Annotated in this window: 19 protein-coding genes; 14 read left to right on the forward strand and 5 right to left on the reverse strand. The window is 48.6% G+C overall.

Annotated elements, in window-relative coordinates; genetic code table 11:
* Positions 1 to 313, forward strand: a 313-nt coding sequence (locus tag L1D47_RS16165) for an integrase core domain-containing protein (RefSeq protein ID WP_239886037.1), incomplete at its 5' end; no start/stop codon positions are given.
* A gap of 2,153 nt (positions 314 to 2,466) precedes the next feature.
* Here L1D47_RS16165 and L1D47_RS16170 read toward each other — a convergent pair.
* Entirely contained in the window at positions 2,467 to 3,738 is a 1,272-nt protein-coding gene (locus tag L1D47_RS16170; protein ID WP_239886038.1) for a site-specific integrase, read from the reverse strand.
* A 325-nt stretch (positions 3,739 to 4,063) separates the two neighbouring features.
* Here L1D47_RS16170 and L1D47_RS16175 point away from each other — a divergent pair, with 325 nt between their 5' ends.
* Positions 4,064 to 5,635, forward strand: coding sequence for a DUF3369 domain-containing protein (locus tag L1D47_RS16175; protein ID WP_239886039.1), 1,572 nt, complete (start codon positions 4,064 to 4,066; stop codon positions 5,633 to 5,635).
* Between the two features lie 122 nt (positions 5,636 to 5,757).
* On the opposite strand, the gene L1D47_RS16180 is transcribed toward L1D47_RS16175, so the two are convergent.
* Positions 5,758 to 6,255, reverse strand: coding sequence for a hypothetical protein (locus L1D47_RS16180; RefSeq protein ID WP_239886040.1), 498 nt, complete (start codon positions 6,253 to 6,255; stop codon positions 5,758 to 5,760).
* A gap of 264 nt (positions 6,256 to 6,519) precedes the next feature.
* Between L1D47_RS16180 and ccoN the strand changes: the two genes are divergently transcribed.
* From ccoN to ttcA, 11 genes are all read left to right on the forward strand, one after another.
* Entirely contained in the window at positions 6,520 to 7,947 is a 1,428-nt protein-coding gene (gene ccoN, locus L1D47_RS16185; protein ID WP_239886041.1) for a cytochrome-c oxidase, cbb3-type subunit I, read from the forward strand.
* Between the two features lie 12 nt (positions 7,948 to 7,959).
* Positions 7,960 to 8,565, forward strand: a complete 606-nt coding sequence (ccoO, locus tag L1D47_RS16190) for a cytochrome-c oxidase, cbb3-type subunit II (RefSeq protein WP_041511254.1) — start codon at positions 7,960 to 7,962, stop codon at positions 8,563 to 8,565.
* Between the two features lie 15 nt (positions 8,566 to 8,580).
* Positions 8,581 to 8,748: a CcoQ/FixQ family Cbb3-type cytochrome c oxidase assembly chaperone gene (locus tag L1D47_RS16195; RefSeq protein WP_041511253.1), complete on the forward strand. Its 168-nt coding sequence runs from the start codon at positions 8,581 to 8,583 to the stop codon at positions 8,746 to 8,748.
* A gap of 2 nt (positions 8,749 to 8,750) precedes the next feature.
* Positions 8,751 to 9,719 (forward strand): cytochrome-c oxidase, cbb3-type subunit III, encoded by a 969-nt coding sequence (ccoP, locus tag L1D47_RS16200; protein WP_239886052.1) that lies wholly within the window; start codon positions 8,751 to 8,753, stop codon positions 9,717 to 9,719.
* 110 nt (positions 9,720 to 9,829) lie between these two features.
* Complete coding sequence (locus L1D47_RS16205; protein WP_239886042.1) at positions 9,830 to 10,309, forward strand: FixH family protein; 480 nt, start codon at positions 9,830 to 9,832, stop codon at positions 10,307 to 10,309.
* 6 nt (positions 10,310 to 10,315) lie between these two features.
* Positions 10,316 to 12,727 (forward strand): heavy metal translocating P-type ATPase metal-binding domain-containing protein, encoded by a 2,412-nt coding sequence (locus L1D47_RS16210; protein WP_239886043.1) that lies wholly within the window; start codon positions 10,316 to 10,318, stop codon positions 12,725 to 12,727.
* Complete coding sequence (ccoS, locus tag L1D47_RS16215; RefSeq protein WP_041511250.1) at positions 12,724 to 12,909, forward strand: cbb3-type cytochrome oxidase assembly protein CcoS; 186 nt, start codon at positions 12,724 to 12,726, stop codon at positions 12,907 to 12,909. Before L1D47_RS16210 ends, ccoS begins: the two co-directional genes overlap by 4 nt.
* Positions 12,906 to 13,598, forward strand: a complete 693-nt coding sequence (locus L1D47_RS16220; RefSeq protein ID WP_239886044.1) for a sulfite exporter TauE/SafE family protein — start codon at positions 12,906 to 12,908, stop codon at positions 13,596 to 13,598. Before ccoS ends, L1D47_RS16220 begins: the two co-directional genes overlap by 4 nt.
* A gap of 55 nt (positions 13,599 to 13,653) precedes the next feature.
* Positions 13,654 to 14,403 carry an electron transport transcriptional regulator EtrA gene (gene etrA / locus L1D47_RS16225; RefSeq protein WP_239886045.1) on the forward strand — a complete coding sequence of 250 codons (750 nt, stop codon included), beginning with the start codon at positions 13,654 to 13,656 and terminating at the stop codon, positions 14,401 to 14,403.
* Between the two features lie 94 nt (positions 14,404 to 14,497).
* Positions 14,498 to 15,430 carry a universal stress protein UspE gene (gene uspE / locus L1D47_RS16230; RefSeq protein WP_239886046.1) on the forward strand — a complete coding sequence of 311 codons (933 nt, stop codon included), beginning with the start codon at positions 14,498 to 14,500 and terminating at the stop codon, positions 15,428 to 15,430.
* A gap of 84 nt (positions 15,431 to 15,514) precedes the next feature.
* Positions 15,515 to 16,468, forward strand: coding sequence for a tRNA 2-thiocytidine(32) synthetase TtcA (gene ttcA, locus L1D47_RS16235; protein WP_239886047.1), 954 nt, complete (start codon positions 15,515 to 15,517; stop codon positions 16,466 to 16,468).
* Between the two features lie 124 nt (positions 16,469 to 16,592).
* On the opposite strand, the gene L1D47_RS16240 is transcribed toward ttcA, so the two are convergent.
* Both L1D47_RS16240 and L1D47_RS16245 read right to left on the reverse strand, forming a co-directional pair.
* On the reverse strand, positions 16,593 to 17,216 hold the full coding sequence (locus L1D47_RS16240; RefSeq protein ID WP_239886048.1) for a DUF2987 domain-containing protein: 624 nt from the start codon (positions 17,214 to 17,216) through the stop codon (positions 16,593 to 16,595).
* Positions 17,194 to 18,021, reverse strand: a complete 828-nt coding sequence (locus L1D47_RS16245) for a glucosaminidase domain-containing protein (protein ID WP_239886049.1) — start codon at positions 18,019 to 18,021, stop codon at positions 17,194 to 17,196. Before L1D47_RS16245 ends, L1D47_RS16240 begins: the two co-directional genes overlap by 23 nt.
* A gap of 135 nt (positions 18,022 to 18,156) precedes the next feature.
* Between L1D47_RS16245 and yvcK the strand changes: the two genes are divergently transcribed.
* A complete protein-coding gene (yvcK, locus tag L1D47_RS16250; protein ID WP_239886050.1) occupies positions 18,157 to 19,068 on the forward strand; it encodes a uridine diphosphate-N-acetylglucosamine-binding protein YvcK in 912 nt (303 codons plus the stop codon).
* A gap of 50 nt (positions 19,069 to 19,118) precedes the next feature.
* Here yvcK and L1D47_RS16255 read toward each other — a convergent pair whose 3' ends face one another.
* Positions 19,119 to 20,312, reverse strand: coding sequence for an amino acid aminotransferase (locus L1D47_RS16255; protein WP_239886051.1), 1,194 nt, complete (start codon positions 20,310 to 20,312; stop codon positions 19,119 to 19,121).
* Positions 20,313 to 20,621: the final 309 nt, after the last annotated feature.

The following is a 20,621-nucleotide window of genomic DNA, read 5'->3' on the forward strand; positions in this document are numbered from 1 at the left end:
TGACCAAGGAAGCCACTATACCAGCCGCCGCTTCCGCCAACAGCTCTGGCGCTATCATATTAAGCAGAGCATGAGTCGACGAGGAAACTGCTGGGACAACAGCCCGATGGAGCGCTTCTTTAGAAGCTTAAAAACAGAATGGATACCGATGACCGGCTATCGGGATATCGGTGAGGCTAAGAGTGAAATTTCGCGATATGTGACGGGGTATTACAGTCAGCTGAGACCACATCAATATAACGGTGGGCTRACACCCAATGAGTCAGAGCGAAGATATTGGCTTGAATACAAAACCGTGGCCAATTTTAGTTGACCACTACAATCTGTGAGCATATTCCGAATAAACGACACAGCACTAAGGTTAACTATTAAGGATTTTATGGCAAATCCGAATACTGTTAAATGCTCTTATGAACCTGAAACTAAACCTAGAACAAATGTTCATGAATTCAGCATAGACTAAAAACACTTTTTATAAAGTTAAAGAGGCAGGTGGTAAGTCATTGTTCCTGGGTAGTTCGTGAATCCACGAATTAAAACAGCTTATTTAACATAATATACATTGTGCGCAGTTATGTATGCCTGCATAGATGAGTGGACGCCTTTGCACAAGGTGCGTTGATTTAAGTCTTTCGGAATTAACTGGAACATACGCTACTTATTTTCAGTAACAACAACGAAGCATTTTCAATTCAGTGGCTTTCTATCTGGTGACTATATCACAGGGTTCCTCATGCTATTACCAGAGCTCCTAGGTAATAACTAATTATTTCGTTATCGGGTTTTATGTTTCTCTGAGCTGTTCGATTCACGTTAGGTTTAATGTGGCTGTGCTCAATGCTGCCAATTGATGCCCGCATATAATCTATGTCCCAGTTTTCAGTGAGAGTCACTTTTTACCTTAAATTATGAAATTTTTAGGCGTTGCTACGTAAAATCTGATGGGTAATCCCCTTGATTAAGTTATTTCGTGCACGTAGCGACGCGTGTAATTTGGAACGAAACTAGCCTGGCCTCAGGGGTTATAGAAAATATTTAAAAAATCCTGCGCACCTAGGGAAGGTGCGAACAAGTCGTCGCACAGCTCTGGCTTTGATAGCAGCGACAGTTCAAGGCATTCAACTGAGGGCATGCCGAGGCCTGCTGAAGTTGAATAACGCCGAAATGGTGTTGCTATCAAAGCCCCGCAGGGCGAGGCTTACAGCGGTATTTGCTGCGTTACAGTTCTTGCGAAGGACTAGGGCCATTCGCTGCAAACTGTGCCTTGCATCTATCCACTTTAAGCACACGCAGAGCAAGCACAGCTCTGGCTTTGATAGCAGCGACAGTTCAAGGCATTCAACTGAGGGCATGCCGAGGCCTGCTGAAGTTGAATAACGCCGAAATGGTGTTGCTATCAAAGCCCCGCAGGGCGAGGCTTACAGCGGTATTTGCTGCGTTACAGTTCTTGCGAAGGACTAGGGCCATTCGCTGCAAACTGTGCCTTGCATCTATCCACTTTAAGCACACGCAGAGCAAGCACGGGACTTATTCGCACCTTCCCTAGAGTTAGTAATGCTATCTAAGTCTTTTCCTTAAACCAGCTTGAATATCAGCAGCAAACAGAATGTCAGCAAGTAAAGGACAATGTTTATTGCTAGAACCTTGTCGGGTATGGCAACTTGCCGAGCAAAACTCATAGTGGTGATACTCTTTCATTTGTGCGCATCGAGTTCGACTAGTTTGAGTTTGACTGAGTTCTAAGTCCTTATTTCGTACTTCACAATCAGTAACGTGACCAGTTGTGTAGAGACTAGGAACAAATAGAGGTTCTGGCCGATGTTTTGTCTGGTTAATCTTTGGCTGCAATCGCAAGGCACTTATCAAGCGTCCTTAAGCTACTGACCATTAACAACGAGTCCTATCATTAAATCATAAGCGACTAGTCATAAGGCACAATTCATGAAAACTAATCACACGCCACACAGCGTCTAGCAAGCATGAGTAAATCCGTCTAATGGGCAATCTTGAAACGAATAACGAGCACTGCCAAAGTCTGCTTTATTAGCCAACAAGGCTTAAATCACTCTTTTGGTCAGATGCCGATAATGATACTTATCGGCATTAGTCTGTCTGGCTAACTGGGAAAGCACTTATTGAGCACTTATTGGAAGTCACTATTTGTGATAATTCGAATCTAGTATCCGGTTCAGACTTTGTGGTTAAAATTCGCGCACCCGGTCATCATAACAGTGTCAACCTGAGAAAACATATTAAAAACATAGCATTATTAATGTGCAAAGTGTCATGGATGTGTCATCTAAGTGACATCGAACCGTAAAACAGTCTATTTAGACTAATCGGGTCAACTCAAATTAGAGCCCTATCTATTAAGTCTTTCCTGTTTGAGATACTTAAGCGATGCGACCGCTTTAGGCTCCCACCCGTGTCTTCCCTGACACGGGCTTTTTGAGGCTTCATTACTTGTTATTCGATGCCGGCTAACCTATCTATAGGTTTATTGGCTGCACTCTGGTGCCTCTCCGCCTGAGACGTATGCAGGTATCGCGATGTGGTATCTATACTCTCGTGCCCTGCATCGGCCTGAACATGGGAAAGCGGCCTGCCATTAAGGTTGATATCGTGCGTGATCCCGGTGTGGCGGATACTATGCACGGTCAACTTTCGCATCACTTCTGCATCTTCTAAAAGTCCATCTTCTTCGGCGACATCGGCGGCCTGATTGATAAGCGACTGTACAGACTCCCTCACCTGGCGAATGCCCAGGTTGGCATCGATCAATCCCACCTCGCGCCCTCGCCCGGCGGCCCTATGGCGAACAAAAATCGGGGTTAGTTCCTGGTAACCAGGTAAAGGTGCCAGACCTAAAAACGCTCTGTACTGTTTTAGCGCGGTCAATAACGCATTAGACAAGGGAATTTGTCGCTGTTTGCCGCCTTTACTCTTGGGAATATGAAAACGCCAGATCCCTGTCTGCTTATCTTGCTTAAATTGACCCATGATAGGACTGTAACCTGCTCGCGCACTCACGTCAGATACCCGTAGATAGCAACCGTATATCAACTTGATCAAAAACAGACTACGTTGATGTTGCTCAGGGTCAACTTTGGCTAGCCGTTCAACGGTTGAGATCACATAGGACCATTGCAACTCGGTAAAGGCGAGACCACTGCCCTCCTCTTCGCTTATGGCAAACTTACGCTTATGGGCAAATTTAGAATGGTTCATCCAGGCCTGGGCAGGATTGCGCTCACAATAGTCTTCCGCCATGAGAAATCCATAGAATGAGGAGAGAATCGCCATCTTAGTCTTCAGGGCATTATCGCTAAGGTGATATTTTTCGCCTCGCTTGCCGACAAAGGGCCGCCATTGCGGGTTTGGCACTCGCTGCTGAGTTGATTTATCGAGTTTAAACTGGGCGACGTTAAATTGACCGATCAAGTCTTGTGGCGGTGACTGGCAGTAAGCGACAAATCTATCCATGTCTCGCCTGCTGATCTGGCCGGGCGACTGCTGCACGACATCGAAGCACCAATGTAGGAAGCAGGTAATTTCACTGCGAAAGCTCTTATAGCTGTTTTCGTTTTCTCGCTGCGCGAAAAGAAGATCCGACGCCAGTTCATAAACATAGCCCGCATCTTCGACGCAATTCATGGTAATTGCCGTAACATGCTGATTGACAGTGGGATTACCTACTTCGATATAGTCTATAGCTTCAAATAAGGGGATGGCGTGCAAGAGTCGGCTCCATAAAATTGAGGCACTTAAGATTCGATCAACCTACTATATCAATAAAACATACAAAATATTTCAATAGAATGCGACACTTAGGCGAACAATTACTCACCTGCTTAAGATTCAAACTCTAGCTTGGATAAAAATATGCCGGAACCGTTACTCTATCCGCTGTGGCTTAGCCATCCTTTATCTTGACGGAGCTGGCTAACTGCCTCATTTAATCTACAATTTTAATTTCTTGCCAGTCTAAATTCTCCAGCCAAATTGAGCGCAAGTTACTACACTAAATATTAAGGTCTATTAAATTCACCTAAGAGGGGTACGGATGCTGATTGATATGGCAAAAAAGAGTCCACTGTTCTCAGGTAAAAAGAAAGCAGCCGAAGCAGAAACAGGACCGGCCTGGCGCATACTCATCGTCGACGATGAGCCCGATGTACACACGGTAACCAAGCTGGCACTGTCTAGGTTCAAGCTAGATAACCGCGGCATCGAGTTTATTAATGCCTATAGCGGCGAAGAAGCTAAGCGGGTGTTACAAGAAGAAAAAGACGTGGCCATGGCGTTTATCGATGTGGTCATGGAGAGCGATCATGCCGGTCTTGAGCTAGTAAAATGGATCCGCGAAGAACATAACAATCAAAGCATAAGATTGATCCTACGCACCGGCCAGCCCGGGCAAGCGCCAGAAGAAGATGTAATCGTTAATTACGACATTAACGATTACAAGGCCAAAGCCGAACTGGATTCTCGTAAGCTGATCACTAGCGTCTACTCTGCCCTAAGAAGTTACCGCGACATAATGGAAATCGAAGCGGCCAAGCAGACGCAAATTCGCTACCGAGAGGGGCTCGAGCGGGTCGTCAAGGCCACCTCAGGTCTGTTTGAGTTGAGAACGCTGCATCATTTTGCCGATGGCCTGTTAACCCAGGTGGCCAACCTCCTCAACCTCAACAATGAGACTCTGCTGTTAACCTGCAATGCCATCGATGCAATGAGCAAAGAGTTAAGCACGGACAAACTCCACATCTTGGCTGGTACCGGCCAATTTGCCAGTCACCATGAAAAAGCCATACCCGAACCTATAGAGAAATTACTCAAACGTGCCTTGGAGGAAAAGACATGTCTGTATGAGGACAACTTGTTCGTCGGCTACTTCCCCGCCAAGAGTGGTTGGATAAACCTGCTATATATGGACAACATACATGCGATTGGGGATCTGGATAAGAAACTCATCGATATCTTTGCCATCAATGTGGGGGTTGCTTTTGAGAACCTGCTGCTGAACAAAGAGCTCGAAGACACCCAGTCGGAACTCATCTTCCGCTTGGGTGATGTGGTCGAGAGCCGCTCGAAAGAAGCAGCCAACCATGTTAAGCGTATGGCCGAATACTGCTATACCCTGGCAAAACTCGCAGGCCTAGATGATCAACAGGCGGATCTGATTAAACACGCGTCGCCTATGCACGATATCGGCAAAATAGCGACCCCGGATTCTGTGCTTTTAAAGTCGGGGAAATTAACCGATGAGGAGTGGCAGATCATGCGCCAACACCCTGCCATCGGCCATCAGATCTTGGGAAATTCCGAGCGCCCTATCCTCAACGCTGCTGCGATTATCGCCCTACAACATCATGAAAAGTATGATGGCAGTGGTTACCCTGATGGCTTGAAAGGAGAAGAGATTCATATCTTTGCGCGCATTGTCGCTATCGCGGACGTATTTGACGCCCTATCCCACAAACGTTGTTATAAACCCGCCTGGCCGCTAGATGAGGTGATTGAAGAGATTGCAAAAGGCTCGGGTACCCACTTCGACCCCGCGCTAACCACACTCTTCATCGACAACATAGAACATTTCAATAAGGTGCGATTAGCCCTGTCTGATGCCAATTAGCGAGTGCCATCGTTGAGCTGTGATGGGAACGAGTTTGGCTACACAGGGAACATCGATTATATCCTATTTTTTAATAATAGGATCTAGGGCTAACTCGCTACACAAAGCAATTTGTACGATTTTTAGTCGTTGCGGCCTGAGTTGTCGGCCAAAAAATCGTACATAACTGTCTTAGACTGACCGTCTATCTCGAAGCTAGCGATAAGACGCCACACCATATAATTGCTGCTGCAAGAGCCGTATATTAGCGTTCCTTGATAGGTGTTTTTAGCCGTTTCACTTAAAATAACTGGAATAACCCCCATAAACATATCTCTGCCCTCAACCCTTACCTTAAGATTATTAAGTGTTGCACCACTAGTTAAGGTAACAGATAAGGGTTTTTCACTTGGGGCATCTGCTGGAGAAATCGCCAGCGAAATAAGGGTTTCGCCTACTTGCTTAGCGCAAGCACCTCGATGAAAATCGCATAAGCTGGTGTCGATTTCAAAGGTGGCTTTAGTCGCGGATTTTAGCGCTTGTTCAGGTGCTTTTTGGGGCTTTTCACAGCCTATTGCCAAGACCATCAAAAACAGGCTTGCAACGAGCGAAGTAACGGGGAAGTGTCGATTCAGTAGCACAATTATTAACCTTTTGAATCATAGTGTTTACATTCTATCCAGGTAGTTTGATCTGGATCAATATCCCTGGCCGCATAATTCCTATCTTTTTTGATATTGCTCAAGTATCATTGCGTTACTCGGCATTAATTTGCGTTAATGTTGCGTGACACATTGACACAATCTTGTTTGTTTCGTAGGGAAACAAGCCTTTGATGTCATTTTACCGGGTAAAGTGCCACTTTACTCAAACAATAAGTATAAGTAATAAGCAGTGGAAGCAATATGATGAACCATTCCCAGCCTCAAGGCGCTGATTACAATTACACCGTTGTCCGCCAATTTGCCCTTACCACAGTACTGTGGGGCATTATTGGTATGACGGTAGGTGTATTGATCGCGGCCCAGTTAATCTGGCCACAACTCAACTTCGAAACTCCATGGCTAACGTACAGTCGTCTACGACCTCTGCACACCAACGCCGTGATTTTCGCGTTTGGTACTTCAGCGTTATTTGCAACATCCTATTATATCGTCCAGCGTACCTGCCAAACCCGCCTATTTGCACCTAAGTTAGCTGCATTTACCTTCTGGGGATGGCAAGCCATTATTCTTTCAGCCGTTATTACTCTGCCGCTGGGTCTGACCAGCAGTAAAGAGTACGCTGAACTTGAATGGCCTATCGACATCGCTATTACCATAGTATGGGTAGCCTATGCCGTTGTGTTCTTTGGCACAATTGTTAAGCGAACCACGTCACACATCTATGTGGCAAACTGGTTCTTCGGCGCCTTCATCATCACGGTTGCAGTACTGCATATCGTGAACTCTATGGCAGTACCTGTCAGCCTGTTCAAGTCATACTCATTATACTCTGGCGCCGTCGATGCCATGGTGCAATGGTGGTATGGCCACAACGCCGTTGGCTTCCTACTGACCGCTGGTTTCCTGGGTATGATGTACTACTTCGTACCTAAGCAAGCGGGTCGTCCTGTTTATTCTTACCGTCTGTCTATCGTTCACTTCTGGGCTTTGATTGCACTGTACATCTGGGCGGGTCCACACCACCTGCACTACACAGCGCTACCAGACTGGACACAGTCACTGGGTATGGTGATGTCTCTGATCCTATTCGCACCTTCTTGGGGCGGTATGATCAACGGTATTATGACCCTGTCTGGTGCTTGGCATAAGCTAAGAACCGACCCTGTTCTGCGTTTCTTGATCGTTTCTCTGTCTTTCTATGGTATGTCGACCTTCGAAGGTCCTATGATGGCCATTAAGACAGTTAACGCATTGTCTCACTACACCGACTGGACCGTAGGTCACGTACACTCAGGCGCGCTAGGCTGGGTGGCTATGGTATCTATCGGTTCGCTATACCACCTGATCCCTGCAATCTACGGACACGGTCGTATGTACAGCACACAACTGATTAACGTTCACTTCTGGTTGGCGACTATCGGTACTGTACTTTATATCGTTTCAATGTGGATCTCGGGTGTTATGCAAGGTCTGATGTGGCGTGCAGTTAACTCTGACGGCACCCTAACTTACAGCTTCGTTGAAGGTTTGGAAGCGTCATACCCATTCTACTTTGTTCGCTTCTTAGGCGGCCTGTTCTTCGTCACTGGTATGCTACTGATGGCATACAACGTGGTTAAGACAGTTAAGGCGCCAAAAGAATCTTTGCAAGCGCTGGCTGAAGCATAAGGAGTAGATTTGATGAAATTTAATCATGAGATAGTCGAGAAAAACATCGGTCTGCTGGGTATCTTTACCGTTATTGCTATCAGTATTGGTGGCCTGGTACAGATCACTCCCCTGCTTTTCCAAAAAGACACTACTGAGCCTGTAAATGGACTGCGTCCATACTCAGCGCTTGAGTTAGAAGGTCGTGACATCTACATCCGTGAAGGTTGCGTAGGTTGTCACAGCCAGATGATTCGTCCGCTACGTGCTGAAACTGAGCGTTACGGTCACTACTCTGTTGCCGGTGAGTCAGTTTGGGATCACCCATTCCTATGGGGTTCTAAGCGTACTGGTCCAGACCTGGCCCGTGTTGGCGGTCGTTACAGCGACAAGTGGCATGAAGTTCACCTACTTGATCCTCGCGCAGTAGTACCACAATCAAACATGCCTGCCTTCCCTTGGTTGGCCGAAAACGTCCTAGACGGCGAGCTGACGGCTAAGAAGATGGAAGTGTTCCGTGGTTTCGGTGTGCCTTACTCTCAAGAAGATATCGACAACGCTAAGAAAGCCGTTGAAGGTAAGACTGAGATGCAGGCACTAATTGCATACCTACAGTCGCTAGGTCACGCACTGAAATAAATTGGAGGCATAAATATGGATTACGGCACATTACAAGGGATCATTACCGTTGTTGTCATGGTGACGTTTGTCGGTATTTTTGCATGGGCTTATAGCGGTCGTCGTAAGGCTCAATTCGACGAGGCCGCTAACCTTGTTTTCTCAGATGATGAGAAGAACAAGGACTCAGGAGAACATAAGTGATGATGAGTAGCTTCTGGAGTATTTGGATTACCGTACTCACAATTGTGGTAATCGCAGGATGTTTCATCCTACTGTTTGTTGTCTCTAAAAACACCACAGGTGTTGAAGAAGGCAAATCAATGGGTCACAGCTTTGATGGCATTGAAGAGATCAATAACCCACTACCTAAGTGGTGGAGTTATATGTTCTACATCACCATCATCTTCGGTGTGGTCTACCTGGCGGCGTATCCAGGCCTAGGTAACTTCAAAGGTTTCCTCGGTTGGTCAAGCTCGAACCAAAGCATTGGTACCGACAAAGGTATCAAGGAAGATTCTGCCGCAGCCGTTGAACTGGCTGAGAAGGAAAATCGCTGGGTTCAGTATGACCAAGAAGTCGTCAAGGCTAACGCTAAGTACAGCCCGATTTTCGAGGCGTACCTGGCTACACCGCTTGAAGAGCTAGTGAAGAACGAAGAGGCCCTCAAAGTGGGTGGCCGTCTGTTCCTGCAAAACTGTGCTCAGTGCCACGGTAGTGACGCGCGCGGTAGCAAGGGCTTCCCTAACCTGACTGACGGTGATTGGTTATATGGCGGCGATCTTGCCACTATCAAGACAACAATCATGAACGGTCGTCACGGCATGATGCCTCCAAAAGGCGGTCTACCTATCGAAGACAGCGAGCTGAAGGGCCTAGCTGAATACGTGGTGAAGCTGTCTGGTCGCGATCACGATGAAGCGTTGGCCGCTCAGGGTCAGGCATCATTCATGAAGGGTTGTTTCGCCTGTCACGGTATGGACGGTACTGGCAACAAGTTCATGGGTGCACCTAACCTCACCGACAACACCTGGTTGTATGGCGGTAGCCGCGGTGTGATCCAAGAGAGCATCAAGAACGGCCGTTCTGGCGTGATGCCTGCTTGGAAAGATGTCTTGGGCGAAGAGAAAGTTCATGTCATCGCAGCCTATGTTTATAGCTTGTCAAACAAGTAATTACATATAAGTAACACCAAGGCCTCGAGACAGATCGAGGCCTTTTTTTTAAGTGCTATCACTGCCATTTAACGGTAAGATATGGCCAACAAAAATAACAGGTAGTATCCATGAATAAACCACAAGCTTGGTATAAACAGTTTTGGCCTTGGTTTCTGATTATTTTGCCGCTGTGCGCCGTATTTGCCAGTGTGAACCTCATGTTCCTCGCAGTCGAAAACAAAGATTCCCTCGTCTCTGAAGACTATTACAAAGACGGCAAGGCCATTAACATGGACCTGCGTAAGATTAAACATGCCAAGCAGTTCGGATTACAGTTTGAGTTACATTTGGCGAAAGATGAGATCACCCTTACCCAGCACGGCGGCGAGCCTTATGCCGCGGCGCTCAATGTTGAATTCTATCACCCTACCCTACAAGAAAAGGACTTTGGCCAGGTAGCCACCGCCGATGGCAACATGGTTTACCATATCAAGCTCAACACGCCAATTCAGGGCAGTTGGGAAGTCAGACTGGAAGGGTATGATCGCAGCTGGCGCATCCAGAAACGTCTCGAGCTAAAAGATAATCAACAATACTGGTTAAACTAATCTTTTATGGATGCGTTAAACTGCTTTCATTGCGGCGAGCCGGTGACTACCGGCCGCCAATTCGAGACCCTTATCGATAATGTTCCTCAGCCTATGTGTTGTCCCGGCTGCCAGGCCGTCTCCGCAGCCATCATAGAGGCGGGGCTCACCAACTATTATAAGTATCGTACCGAACCTGGCAGCAAGCAGACGGCGCTGGTGCCCGATGCGCTCAATGCCTTTTCCGCATTCGATCTCAAAGAGGTCCAACAAGACTTTGTGCATCAAGACGTGCATCAAGACAAACAGAGTGCTAGTACCTCTCTTACCATAGATGGCATCACCTGTGCGGCCTGCGCCTGGTTGATCGAGCATAAGCTGCAGCATATTGACGGTATCAATAAAATAGCAGTTAACACCACCACTGAGCGCGCCCAAGTCAGCTGGGATCCGGACAAGATTAAGCTGTCGGAGATCTTGGCGCAGATCAGCCGTATCGGCTATCAAGCCGCGCCCTATCAGGTGGATGACGAAGAGATTCAGAGCAAGAAAAATAGCCGCAAATTCCTGCTCAGATTAGGGCTAGCAGGCTTTGCCACCATGCAGGTGATGATGTTTGCTTTGGCGCTCTATTCGGATTACTTCACCGATCTCGATGTGGAATTCCGAGACTATTTCCGCTGGGTAAGCATGATATTCGCCGCGCCTGTGGTTTTCTATTCGGCGCAGCCTTTCTACTTTAGCGCCCTGCGCGCCATGTTATCGGGCAGGCTCAACATGGACGTGTCGGTATCTATCGCCATCTGCGGCGCCTATATCGCCAGCTGTATCGCCACAGTTTCAGGCCAGGGAGAGGTCTATTTTGAATCGGTGAGCATGTTTACCTTCTTCCTGCTGCTTGGCCGTTATTTTGAGCAAAATGCACGGCAGAAGGCCTCTATCAGTTCTAATAACCTGCATAAACTTATCCCGCTCACCGCCAACCTGCTGGACGATGAAGGTAATCAAACCGAAGTGCCGGCCAAACGCCTCAAGGTGGGTGACCTCATCATGGTCAAGCCCGGTGAGGTGATCGCCGCCGATGGCGACATAATCGAGGGTATGAGCAGCGTCAATGAGGCCATGCTCACGGGCGAGCAGATGCCGGTGACTAAAAACCTTAATAGCCGGGTATATGCGGGTACCATCAATGTGGACCACCCGATTCAGATCAAGGTCACGGCGACCGGCCAAGATCAGCTAGTTGCCGAAATCATCCGCTTACAAGAGGCGGCATCGAACAACAAGCCTAAGGTGGCCCTCTACGTCGATACTATCTCTAACTATTTTACCTGGACCATCTTGGTCGTGGCCGCCCTCACCTATCTGGTGTGGAAACATTATTGGCCCGAAGATGCCTTTTGGGTCACGCTTTCCGTGTTAGTTGCCACCTGTCCTTGCGCGCTGGCGTTAGCAACGCCGACGGCGGTGACCTGCGCCACCGGACTCTTTACCAGACTTGGGGTGGTGGCCCGCCGTCCAGGCGTGTTTGAGAAGCTGCCAAAAGTAGATCAGGTGGTATTTGATAAGACGGGTACCCTGACTTGCGGCAGTTTAACCTTGCGTGAAACGCAGCGTTTTACTCACGATGAATCCCTCGAGGTGCTAGCGATTGCCGCCGCCATGGAGTCACAATCGATTCATCCTATCGCTAAGGCGTTCACCCCCTATTACCAGACGGGTTATCGGCTAAGTGAGAGTCAGTATGTCGCCGGCGAAGGCGTAATAGCCAGCGTCAATGACACCCGCTATTTTCTCGGCTGCGCGGATTTTATTCGAAGTAACACTCAGCTTGGCGATATCAAAGGCGATCACAGCGTCTACCTCGCCGATAAAACGCGCTTGCTCGCCGGTTTTACCCTGAGCGATACGATTCGAGAAGATGCCAAGGCAACGCTGCACACCCTCAAGGAGATGGGCTTTGCCACCTGCATCGCCAGCGGTGACACCAGCGAACACGTCGAGCAAGTGGCCGCAGAGGTGGGTATCGACACCTTACATAAGGGGTTAAAGCCGCAAGATAAATTGAAACTTATCAATCAGCTAAGAGATCAGGGCAAACAGGTGGTCATGTTCGGTGACGGCGTCAATGATGCGCCAGTGCTTGCGGGCGCAAACCTGTCGGTGGCCATGGGGAGTGGCGCCGATATTGCTAAAAACAGTGCAGACCTCATCTTGCTTGGCGATCAGCTTTCACGCTTTCCCCAGGCGGTTCGCATCGCCAAGCTGACAGAGCAGATCATCAGGCAAAACCTGATCTGGGCCCTTGGCTATAACCTGCTTATCATTCCTTTAGCGGTAACTGGACACGTGTTACCCTACATTGCCGCTATAGGTATGTCGGCCAGCTCATTAATTGTTGTCGCCAATAGCCTCAGACTACTAAAGGTTCGTTTATGAGTATTATCTATGTCTTGATCCCTATCGCCATGCTGTTTGTGCTGGTTGCCGTAGGCATCTTCTTCTGGGCCGTGAAATCTGAACAGTTTGACGATCTCGACAGGCAGAGCGTATCTATCTTGTTTGATGATGACATCAAGCAGAAGCCTAAAGATACCAAAGACGAGTCGACGCCAAGTTGATAGATTTTAGCGTTACCGGCGCCTTCCTCGTCGGTCTGATGGGCGCGGGCCATTGCATCGGCATGTGTGGTGGCCTGGTCGGCGCCTTCTCCCAGCAGCTCCCAAGAAAAGCCAGCGATAATATTCTGCTGGGCCAGCTTAAGTTCATTCTCAGCTATAACCTGGGGAGGATTTTAAGCTATACCACGGCCGGCGCTCTGGTGGGCGGCTCTGCTAGTCTGCTCAGTACCCTCTTTAGTATCGATGCCTACCTAATTGGCATGCGCGTATTCGCCGGTGTGATGATGATAGTGACTGGTCTGTATATTGCGCAGATCTGGTCGGGTGTGGTTCAGATTGAGCGCGTGGGGAAATTATTGTGGCGTCTCATCGGTCCTATCGCCAATAAGTTACTACCGATAAAAGATTTAAAACAAGCCTTTGCGGCAGGGTTACTATGGGGCTGGTTACCCTGCGGCCTAGTCTATAGCACCTTGACCTGGGCGGTCGCGGCAAATTCGGCGCAGCAAGGCGCCTTGATCATGGCGGCTTTTGGCCTGGGCACCCTGCCAGCATTGGTCAGCGTCGGTGTCGCAGCGCGCTATTTTGCCCAGTTGGTTCAGACTAGAAAAGTGAGACTTATCAGTGGCTTAATCTTAGTAAGCTTTGGCATACACACTTTGTATATTGCATTTGCTCAGCTAGGCTAGCTGTCACTATTAAATTAGTTTAACATAAGCCTAATTGAGAAATTCGAGAGAGATTATGACAGATATTATTAAAAGTCGTCGTTCGGCTGTACCCGGATGCGCCATTCATTGTCATGACTGCAGTATGGGTACGTTATGTATCCCTTTCACGTTGAATAACAACGAGCTAGATCAGCTTGATGACATCATCGAACGTAAGAAACCGATACAGAAAGGCGAACAAATTTTTAAGTCTGGTGACTCGTTAAAATCTCTCTATGCGATCCGCTCAGGCACCATCAAGAGCTACACCATCACGGAGCAAGGTGATGAGCAGATCACCGGCTTTCACCTGGCCGGTGATGTGATAGGTTTCGATGGCATTCACTCGCAAACCCATCAAAGTTTTGCCCAAGCCCTAGAGACCTCTATGGTCTGTGAGATCCCGTTCGATACCTTAGACGAACTCTCAGGCACCATGCCTAAGCTCAGACAACAGATCATGCGTCTCATGAGCAACGAGATCCAAAGCGATCAGGAAATGATCTTACTGCTGAGTAAGAAGAACGCCGAAGAACGTCTAGCTGCCTTCATCAGTAATCTGGCCAGTCGTTTTGGCAGTCGTGGCTTCTCTCCCAAGGAGTTCCGCCTCACTATGACACGCGGTGACATAGGTAACTATCTTGGTTTGACCGTTGAAACCATCAGCCGTCTGCTGGGACGCTTCCAAAAAGCAGAATTGCTCGAGGTAAAAGGAAAGTACATTACCATCGTCGATTTTGACTCGCTTAATAAGTTAGCCGGTAACAATAAGATAGGCCGCTAATTAGCCGGTTTTCTGGGCAAATTTGATCTAAAACAAGGCAATTTGCCCTATATCGCTCATTATTTAAGTACCACCTCAGATAAAGGAAGAATCTATGAAGGACTATCATAAGATACTTGTTGTAGTGGATCCAACAAGCGACAAGCAATCTGCCCTCGCCAGAGCCGTTGAACTCGCCTCTAAGAACCAAGCGTCAATCACCGTTTTTCTCTCTATTTTCGATTTTTCCTACGAGATGACCTCTATCCTCTCGGGTCATGAGCGTGAAGCCATGCGCCAGGGAGTCATTGCACAGCGTCGCGCCTGGCTCGACGATATCCTGGCTGGCTACAAAGAAAGTGGCGTCGCCATCGATAGCGAAGTGATCTGGCACAACCGCCCCTTCGAAAGCATCATCCTCCACGCCATCGAGGGTGGCTATGATCTGATCGTTAAGGGTACTCACGAGCACGATAAGCTCAAGTCGGTGATCTTTACCCCCACTGATTGGCATTTGATGCGCAAGGCGCCCGTGCCTGTCCTTCTGGTGAAAGAACACGACTGGCCAGTAGCCGGTAAGATCTTGTGTGCCATCAACGTGGCGTCGGAAGATGATGATCACCAAACCCTTAATGGCAAGATCATCGAACACGCCCAAGACTTAGCCAAGAAGTTTGATGCTCAGGTACATCTGGTTAACGGCTACCCTGGCACCCCGGTCAACCTTGCCATCGAGCTGCCGGACTTTGACGCACACACCTACAGCGAAACCATTCGCATGCAGCATGAGCAGCGGGTGTGTTACCTGGCCAGCAATTACGGCATCTCTAGCGACTTCTGTCATATCAAAGAAGGTTTGCCTGAGGATGTCATCCCTGAACTGGCCGAACAGCTCGACGCCGAGTTGGTGATTCTTGGAACCGTCGGCCGCACTGGTTTCTCGGCGGCGCTAATCGGTAACACCGCAGAGCATGTGATCGACAGCATTAACTGCGACCTACTGGCGATTAAACCCGACGGTTATAAGTCACCACTAGAAGAGGAATGATCGCCTTAGGCCATCTTCTTTAGCCACATTTTTTAAGATATACTACGCGCCCAGAATTTTACGATACTAGGCGCGTTTTTTATTATGTCTGAAGAAACCCTCTCAAAGAAACAGATAACTCGGCTAAACAAGCTACAAAAGCGTCTAAGACGCGAAGTCGGTAGTGCCATCGCCGATTACAACATGATTGAAGAGGGCGACACCGTCATGTGCTGTCTTTCCGGCGGTAAAGACAGTTATGCCATGCTGGATATCCTGGTCAATCTGCAGCAAAGAGCGCCGGTTAATTTTAATCTGGTAGCCGTCAATTTGGATCAGAAGCAGCCAGGTTTCCCAGAAGACATTCTGCCTGCCTATTTGGATAGCCTAAAGGTGCCTTACCATATCCTCGAGAAGGACACCTACTCTATCGTTAAAGATAAGATCCCCGAAGGCAAGACTACCTGCTCGCTCTGCAGTCGTCTGCGCCGCGGTACCCTGTATGGTTTTGCGCAGAAGATTGGCGCCACTAAGATAGCCCTGGGCCATCACAGAGACGACATCATAGAAACCATGTTCCTCAACATGTTCTACGCCGGTAAGCTTAAGGCGATGCCGCCTAAGTTGCTCTCAGATGATGGCGCTAACGTGGTTATCCGCCCTCTCGCGTACAGCCGCGAGAAAGACATTGCCGAATATGCCGAGTTAAAGGCGTTTCCAATTATCCCTTGTAACCTGTGTGGCTCTCAGGAAAACCTGAAGCGCGCGGCGGTAAAAGAGATGCTCAAGAGCTGGGATAAGCAGTTCCCCGGCCGTATCGAAACCATCTTCACCGCGATGCAAAACACGAGCCCGTCACAGGGTGTCGATAGAGAGAAGTTCGACTTTGTCTCTTTGAAACAAGATCCCGACGCACCGATGAAAGGCGATGTGGCCGAGTCGGATCTGCCGGCGTTTGACTTCCTGGACCTGGCTAACAGCGGTCATATCGACCTCGACGCGGCCAAGCGCAGTAGCGATCAACTTAAAATCGATGTGGTGAGCACCTATACGCCTTAGATTTTAACCTAGCAATTTGAATGAATTGTCTTTATGGATAATAAAAAAGCCCTCTCTTGAGGGCTTTTTTACGTCTATGGCTGTCTTTAGTCTGTCTATGTCCGCGGTCTTAACGCCCCGCTAACTAGGAGCTCTTGACCCAGGGGCTTATGACCTTAGGCGTTTCACTAAAAGTTATCTTGGAAAGTGTATTTATCTTATCGCTCGCTAAGCGGTAGATACCATCGACTTGCTGCATCTTACCATCTATGACCACCTGCGCCTTACCGGCAAACTCGAAGCTAACCCCGGCGATATCATCGGCGAAATATTTCATTGGAAAGCCCTGCATCTGCTTAAGCAGTTGATCCATCTGCATGGCAAGCTCACTTAGCGCAGCCTGGCTATACTCATTTGAGGGCGACTTGGCGCGGATCTGCATCGCCACCCCACAACGCGTGGCATCGTTCTTCATCTGCAGATTGATGAGGGCACGGTCTGACTTCAAGGTTTCATCGAATGGAATATAGAGGCGTTGGTCACCGGAGAAGGTCAGCGGATAGTTACGCTTCTCTGTGGTGATTGAGCCGCTCTCGATAAGACAGCCATTTTCCTTAGGCACAGAGAAGGCAATGTCGATAAGCGAATAGTTGCCTTTATTCATCTGCTTCATTCTTTGATAGAAGCCCTGATAGTCGAGAGAAATGGGCGTTGCCTGAACAACACTCGTTGCCAGAAGCAGGCAACTACACAGCAGGCCTTTGTTCATGATTTTCCACCAAAAATTGATTGTTATGACGTAGCATATCAAGCAGCTCTTCAACATAAGCTTCCTGACGCTCTGAGTAATTCATTAGACCGTAGACTAACTTCTCGGCGCTTACCGGCTGATTCTCTGCCCTTAAATCGGCGCGAATGGCCCGAAGAAGCGAGTAGGCCGCGTTCGAATTAAGGTTGCGCATGTAGGAGCCGACCGAATCTTCGACGCTCTTAAACACGGCAACTTCGTGGCTGAGTCCTTCGGTGCGCGACTGTGGCACCAGACCACAACCTTTCTTAAAACACCACTGACCGAAGAAATTCATCCCTTCCCTGGCAAAACGACTACTGCCCCACCCTGTTTCATTAGCCGCCTGAATCAACACCAAATCTTCAGGAATGGTGTCGACCCGCGTCAATAACTCATCCAAGGATTCAAGGGTGGCACCGCGCATCGAATACTGATATTTGCTTGCTAGTTGCAAGATGCGATAGGCCTCTGCCTCGGACAAGGGTTGTTGGTTCGCCAGATGGAGACGAGATTGCTCTAAAAACTTACGCTCGTCACTAATCACGGCATTGTGGTGCCTGATCGCCGGGCGAAGGAAGTCGAAGAAAGCCTGTTTCTTGGTCGCAATATCGCTAATTGCCTGGAAATCTGGAATGGCACTAAATTGACTGCGATTCTTTAAAATCGTTCCCGGCGCCTGTTCAGGCTCGGCCTTGCGCTCTATCAGAAACAGCTTTACCGCCAATACCGCTAACGCAACAATCCCTAGGGATAATATCAACTTATTGATGTGACCTGTTCTCAAATGCTTCGCTCTTATTGGGAGTTCATGGGCGGCATTATATGTCATCTGAGCCATGAACAAAACCGCTATACCTATAGGACGAATGGGTTATAATGGCCGGCAGGTAAATGGGGATTCAGGAAGGAAATACCCGACATGCGCGATTACGCCATCAATCAATATCAACATGTTGTCGCCATCGGCGGAGGCCACGGACTGGGCCGAGTCTTATCCTCTCTCTCGTTTCTCGGTCCAAAACTCACCGGCATAGTGGCTACTACGGACAATGGCGGTTCAACCGGACGCCTACGACAGCAGCAGGATTGTATCGCCTGGGGCGATCTGCGTAACTGCCTGTCTCAGCTCGCCAGCCGCCCTTCTGTCGGCTCCTTATTGTTTGAATACCGATTCGGCGGTAACAGCGAACTCGTCAACCACAATCTGGGTAACCTGGTGTTGATGGCGCTGGATGACCTCTGCGTGCGGCCGTTAGATGCGGTCAATCTGATTCGCAAACTGCTTAACATAGAGACCCAGGTGATCCCTATGTCGGAGCAACCTACGCACCTGGTCGCCATTCAATCTTGCGGTAAACGTATCTTTGGAGAAGTCGAGGTAGATCAAAAGTGTGAAGATCCTATCGCCCTCTCGCTGGAACCCATGGTGGATGCCACCCTCGAGGCCTGTAATGCGGTTAGGCAAGCGGATCTCATTATATTAGGGCCAGGAAGTTTCCTGACTAGCATCATGCCACCACTGCTGTTGCCAAAATTAAGCCAGGCACTACACGACTCCAAGGCGAAGGTGGTCCTAATCGATAATCTGACCGAGGAGCCTTCTTCCGCGGCTAACTTTAGCCTGGAGGAGCGCCTTAGCTGGTTTAAGCAGGTTATGGGTAATAAACCGGTCGATCATGTGCTATGTCATGGCGACAGGTATCTCACCACAGGCATAGTCACTCGTTATCCCCTGCGTAGCCGCCACCATCAGGCGCTTCACGACAGAGCCGCGCTGGCCGACGCCCTGTCTCTCATTGTTGAGCCCCAGAAGCTCGACGCACTGGCATAAAAAAACGCCACGTTATTAATAGCGTGGCGTCTTTAGCAGCGTTTTGCAGCTTATAATACCTTAGCGATCGCCCGGCAGATGGTATCCATGTTGGCGCGGGTCATGCCGGCAACACTAATGCGGCCAGAGCCGACGATATAGATACCAAACTCATCTTTCAGGCGTGTTACCTGATCTTTATTAAGGCCAGAGAAGCTAAACATACCGTTTTGCGCCGAGATAAAGCTGAAATCTTGCGACACCCCCTGCTCAGCCAACGTCTTGACGAATAGCACTCGCATCTCGGCGATACGTTCGCGCATCTGTGTTAGCTCCGCTTCCCATAACTTTCTTAGCTCGGCATCACCAAGAATTGTGGCCACAATCAATGCACCATGGGCCGGTGGATTAGAATAGCTGCTACGTATGGTGCTCTTAATCTGGCTAAATGCACGCTTCGCCGTCTCAGCATCTTCTGCTACTAATGTCACTGCGCCGATCCGCTCGTTGTAGAGACCGAAGTTTTTAGAAAACGAGTTAGCCACTAACAGTTCGGGGACCTTGCTGGCCACCAGACGTAGTCCTTGTGCATCTTCTTCTACCCCGGCGCCAAAGCCTTGATAGGCGAAGTCAAACAAGGGGATCAGGCCTTTGTCGACACAAAGCTGGGCAATCACTTCCCACTGGCTGATGTTGAGATCGATACCCGTTGGGTTATGGCAGCAACCGTGAAGCAGCAGTAAATCGCCTTCCTCTGCATTTTCAAGGCTAGTGAGCATGGCATCGAAGTCGATATCGTGACTGGCCGCATCGTAATAGCCATATTGCTTAACGGTTAAGCCGGCAGATTGAAAAATGTTGTTATGGTTTGCCCAAGTTGGATTGCTCACCCATACGGTACGTGAATCAGTGTTACGCACCACAAACTCGGCGGCCATTCTCAGGGAACCTGTACCACCAGGCGCCTGAGCCGTTACCGCTCGCTTCTCGCCCATTACCGCGTGTTCTGTACCAAACAACAAGCCCTGTACCGCCTGGTTGTAGGCGATGACGCCGTCGATACCCAAGTAACTCTTGCTGGTTTCAGTTTCTAGCAATTTTTGCTCGGCCAACTTAACTGACTTAAGAATCGGCGTCTGGCCTGACTCATCTTTATAGATGCCAACACCTAAATTAACCTTATCTGCGCGAGGATCGGCCTTAAAAGCATCGGTAAGACCAAGAATGGGATCTGCGGGAGCCAGTACAACCTGGTTAAATATCATGGTGATGTTCCTAAATGTCGTCATTAGAAGGGGGTCGGGGCTAGTTATACCACTGTCTTAGCGCCCTTCATAGGGGATATTTTTCTATATCAATATTTTTCTTGTCTCGCCCTGGCTTTCCTGATTCTTGTTGGGTAACTGGACCATGATTTTAAGAATTATTGATTGAACTGAGCAAAATTTAGAATAATCTTTAAGATGAGATCGGGCTCACACTGAGCTAATTTAGATAACTAAATGAGTGCACTGAAATTTGAAGATGATAGCCAGACCGATTGGAGCAGGAGTCATAGAAGGAGCTTTTATACC

Origin of the sequence: Shewanella sp. Isolate7, from assembly GCF_022398425.1 — a bacterium.
GTDB lineage: Bacteria > Pseudomonadota > Gammaproteobacteria > Enterobacterales > Shewanellaceae > Shewanella.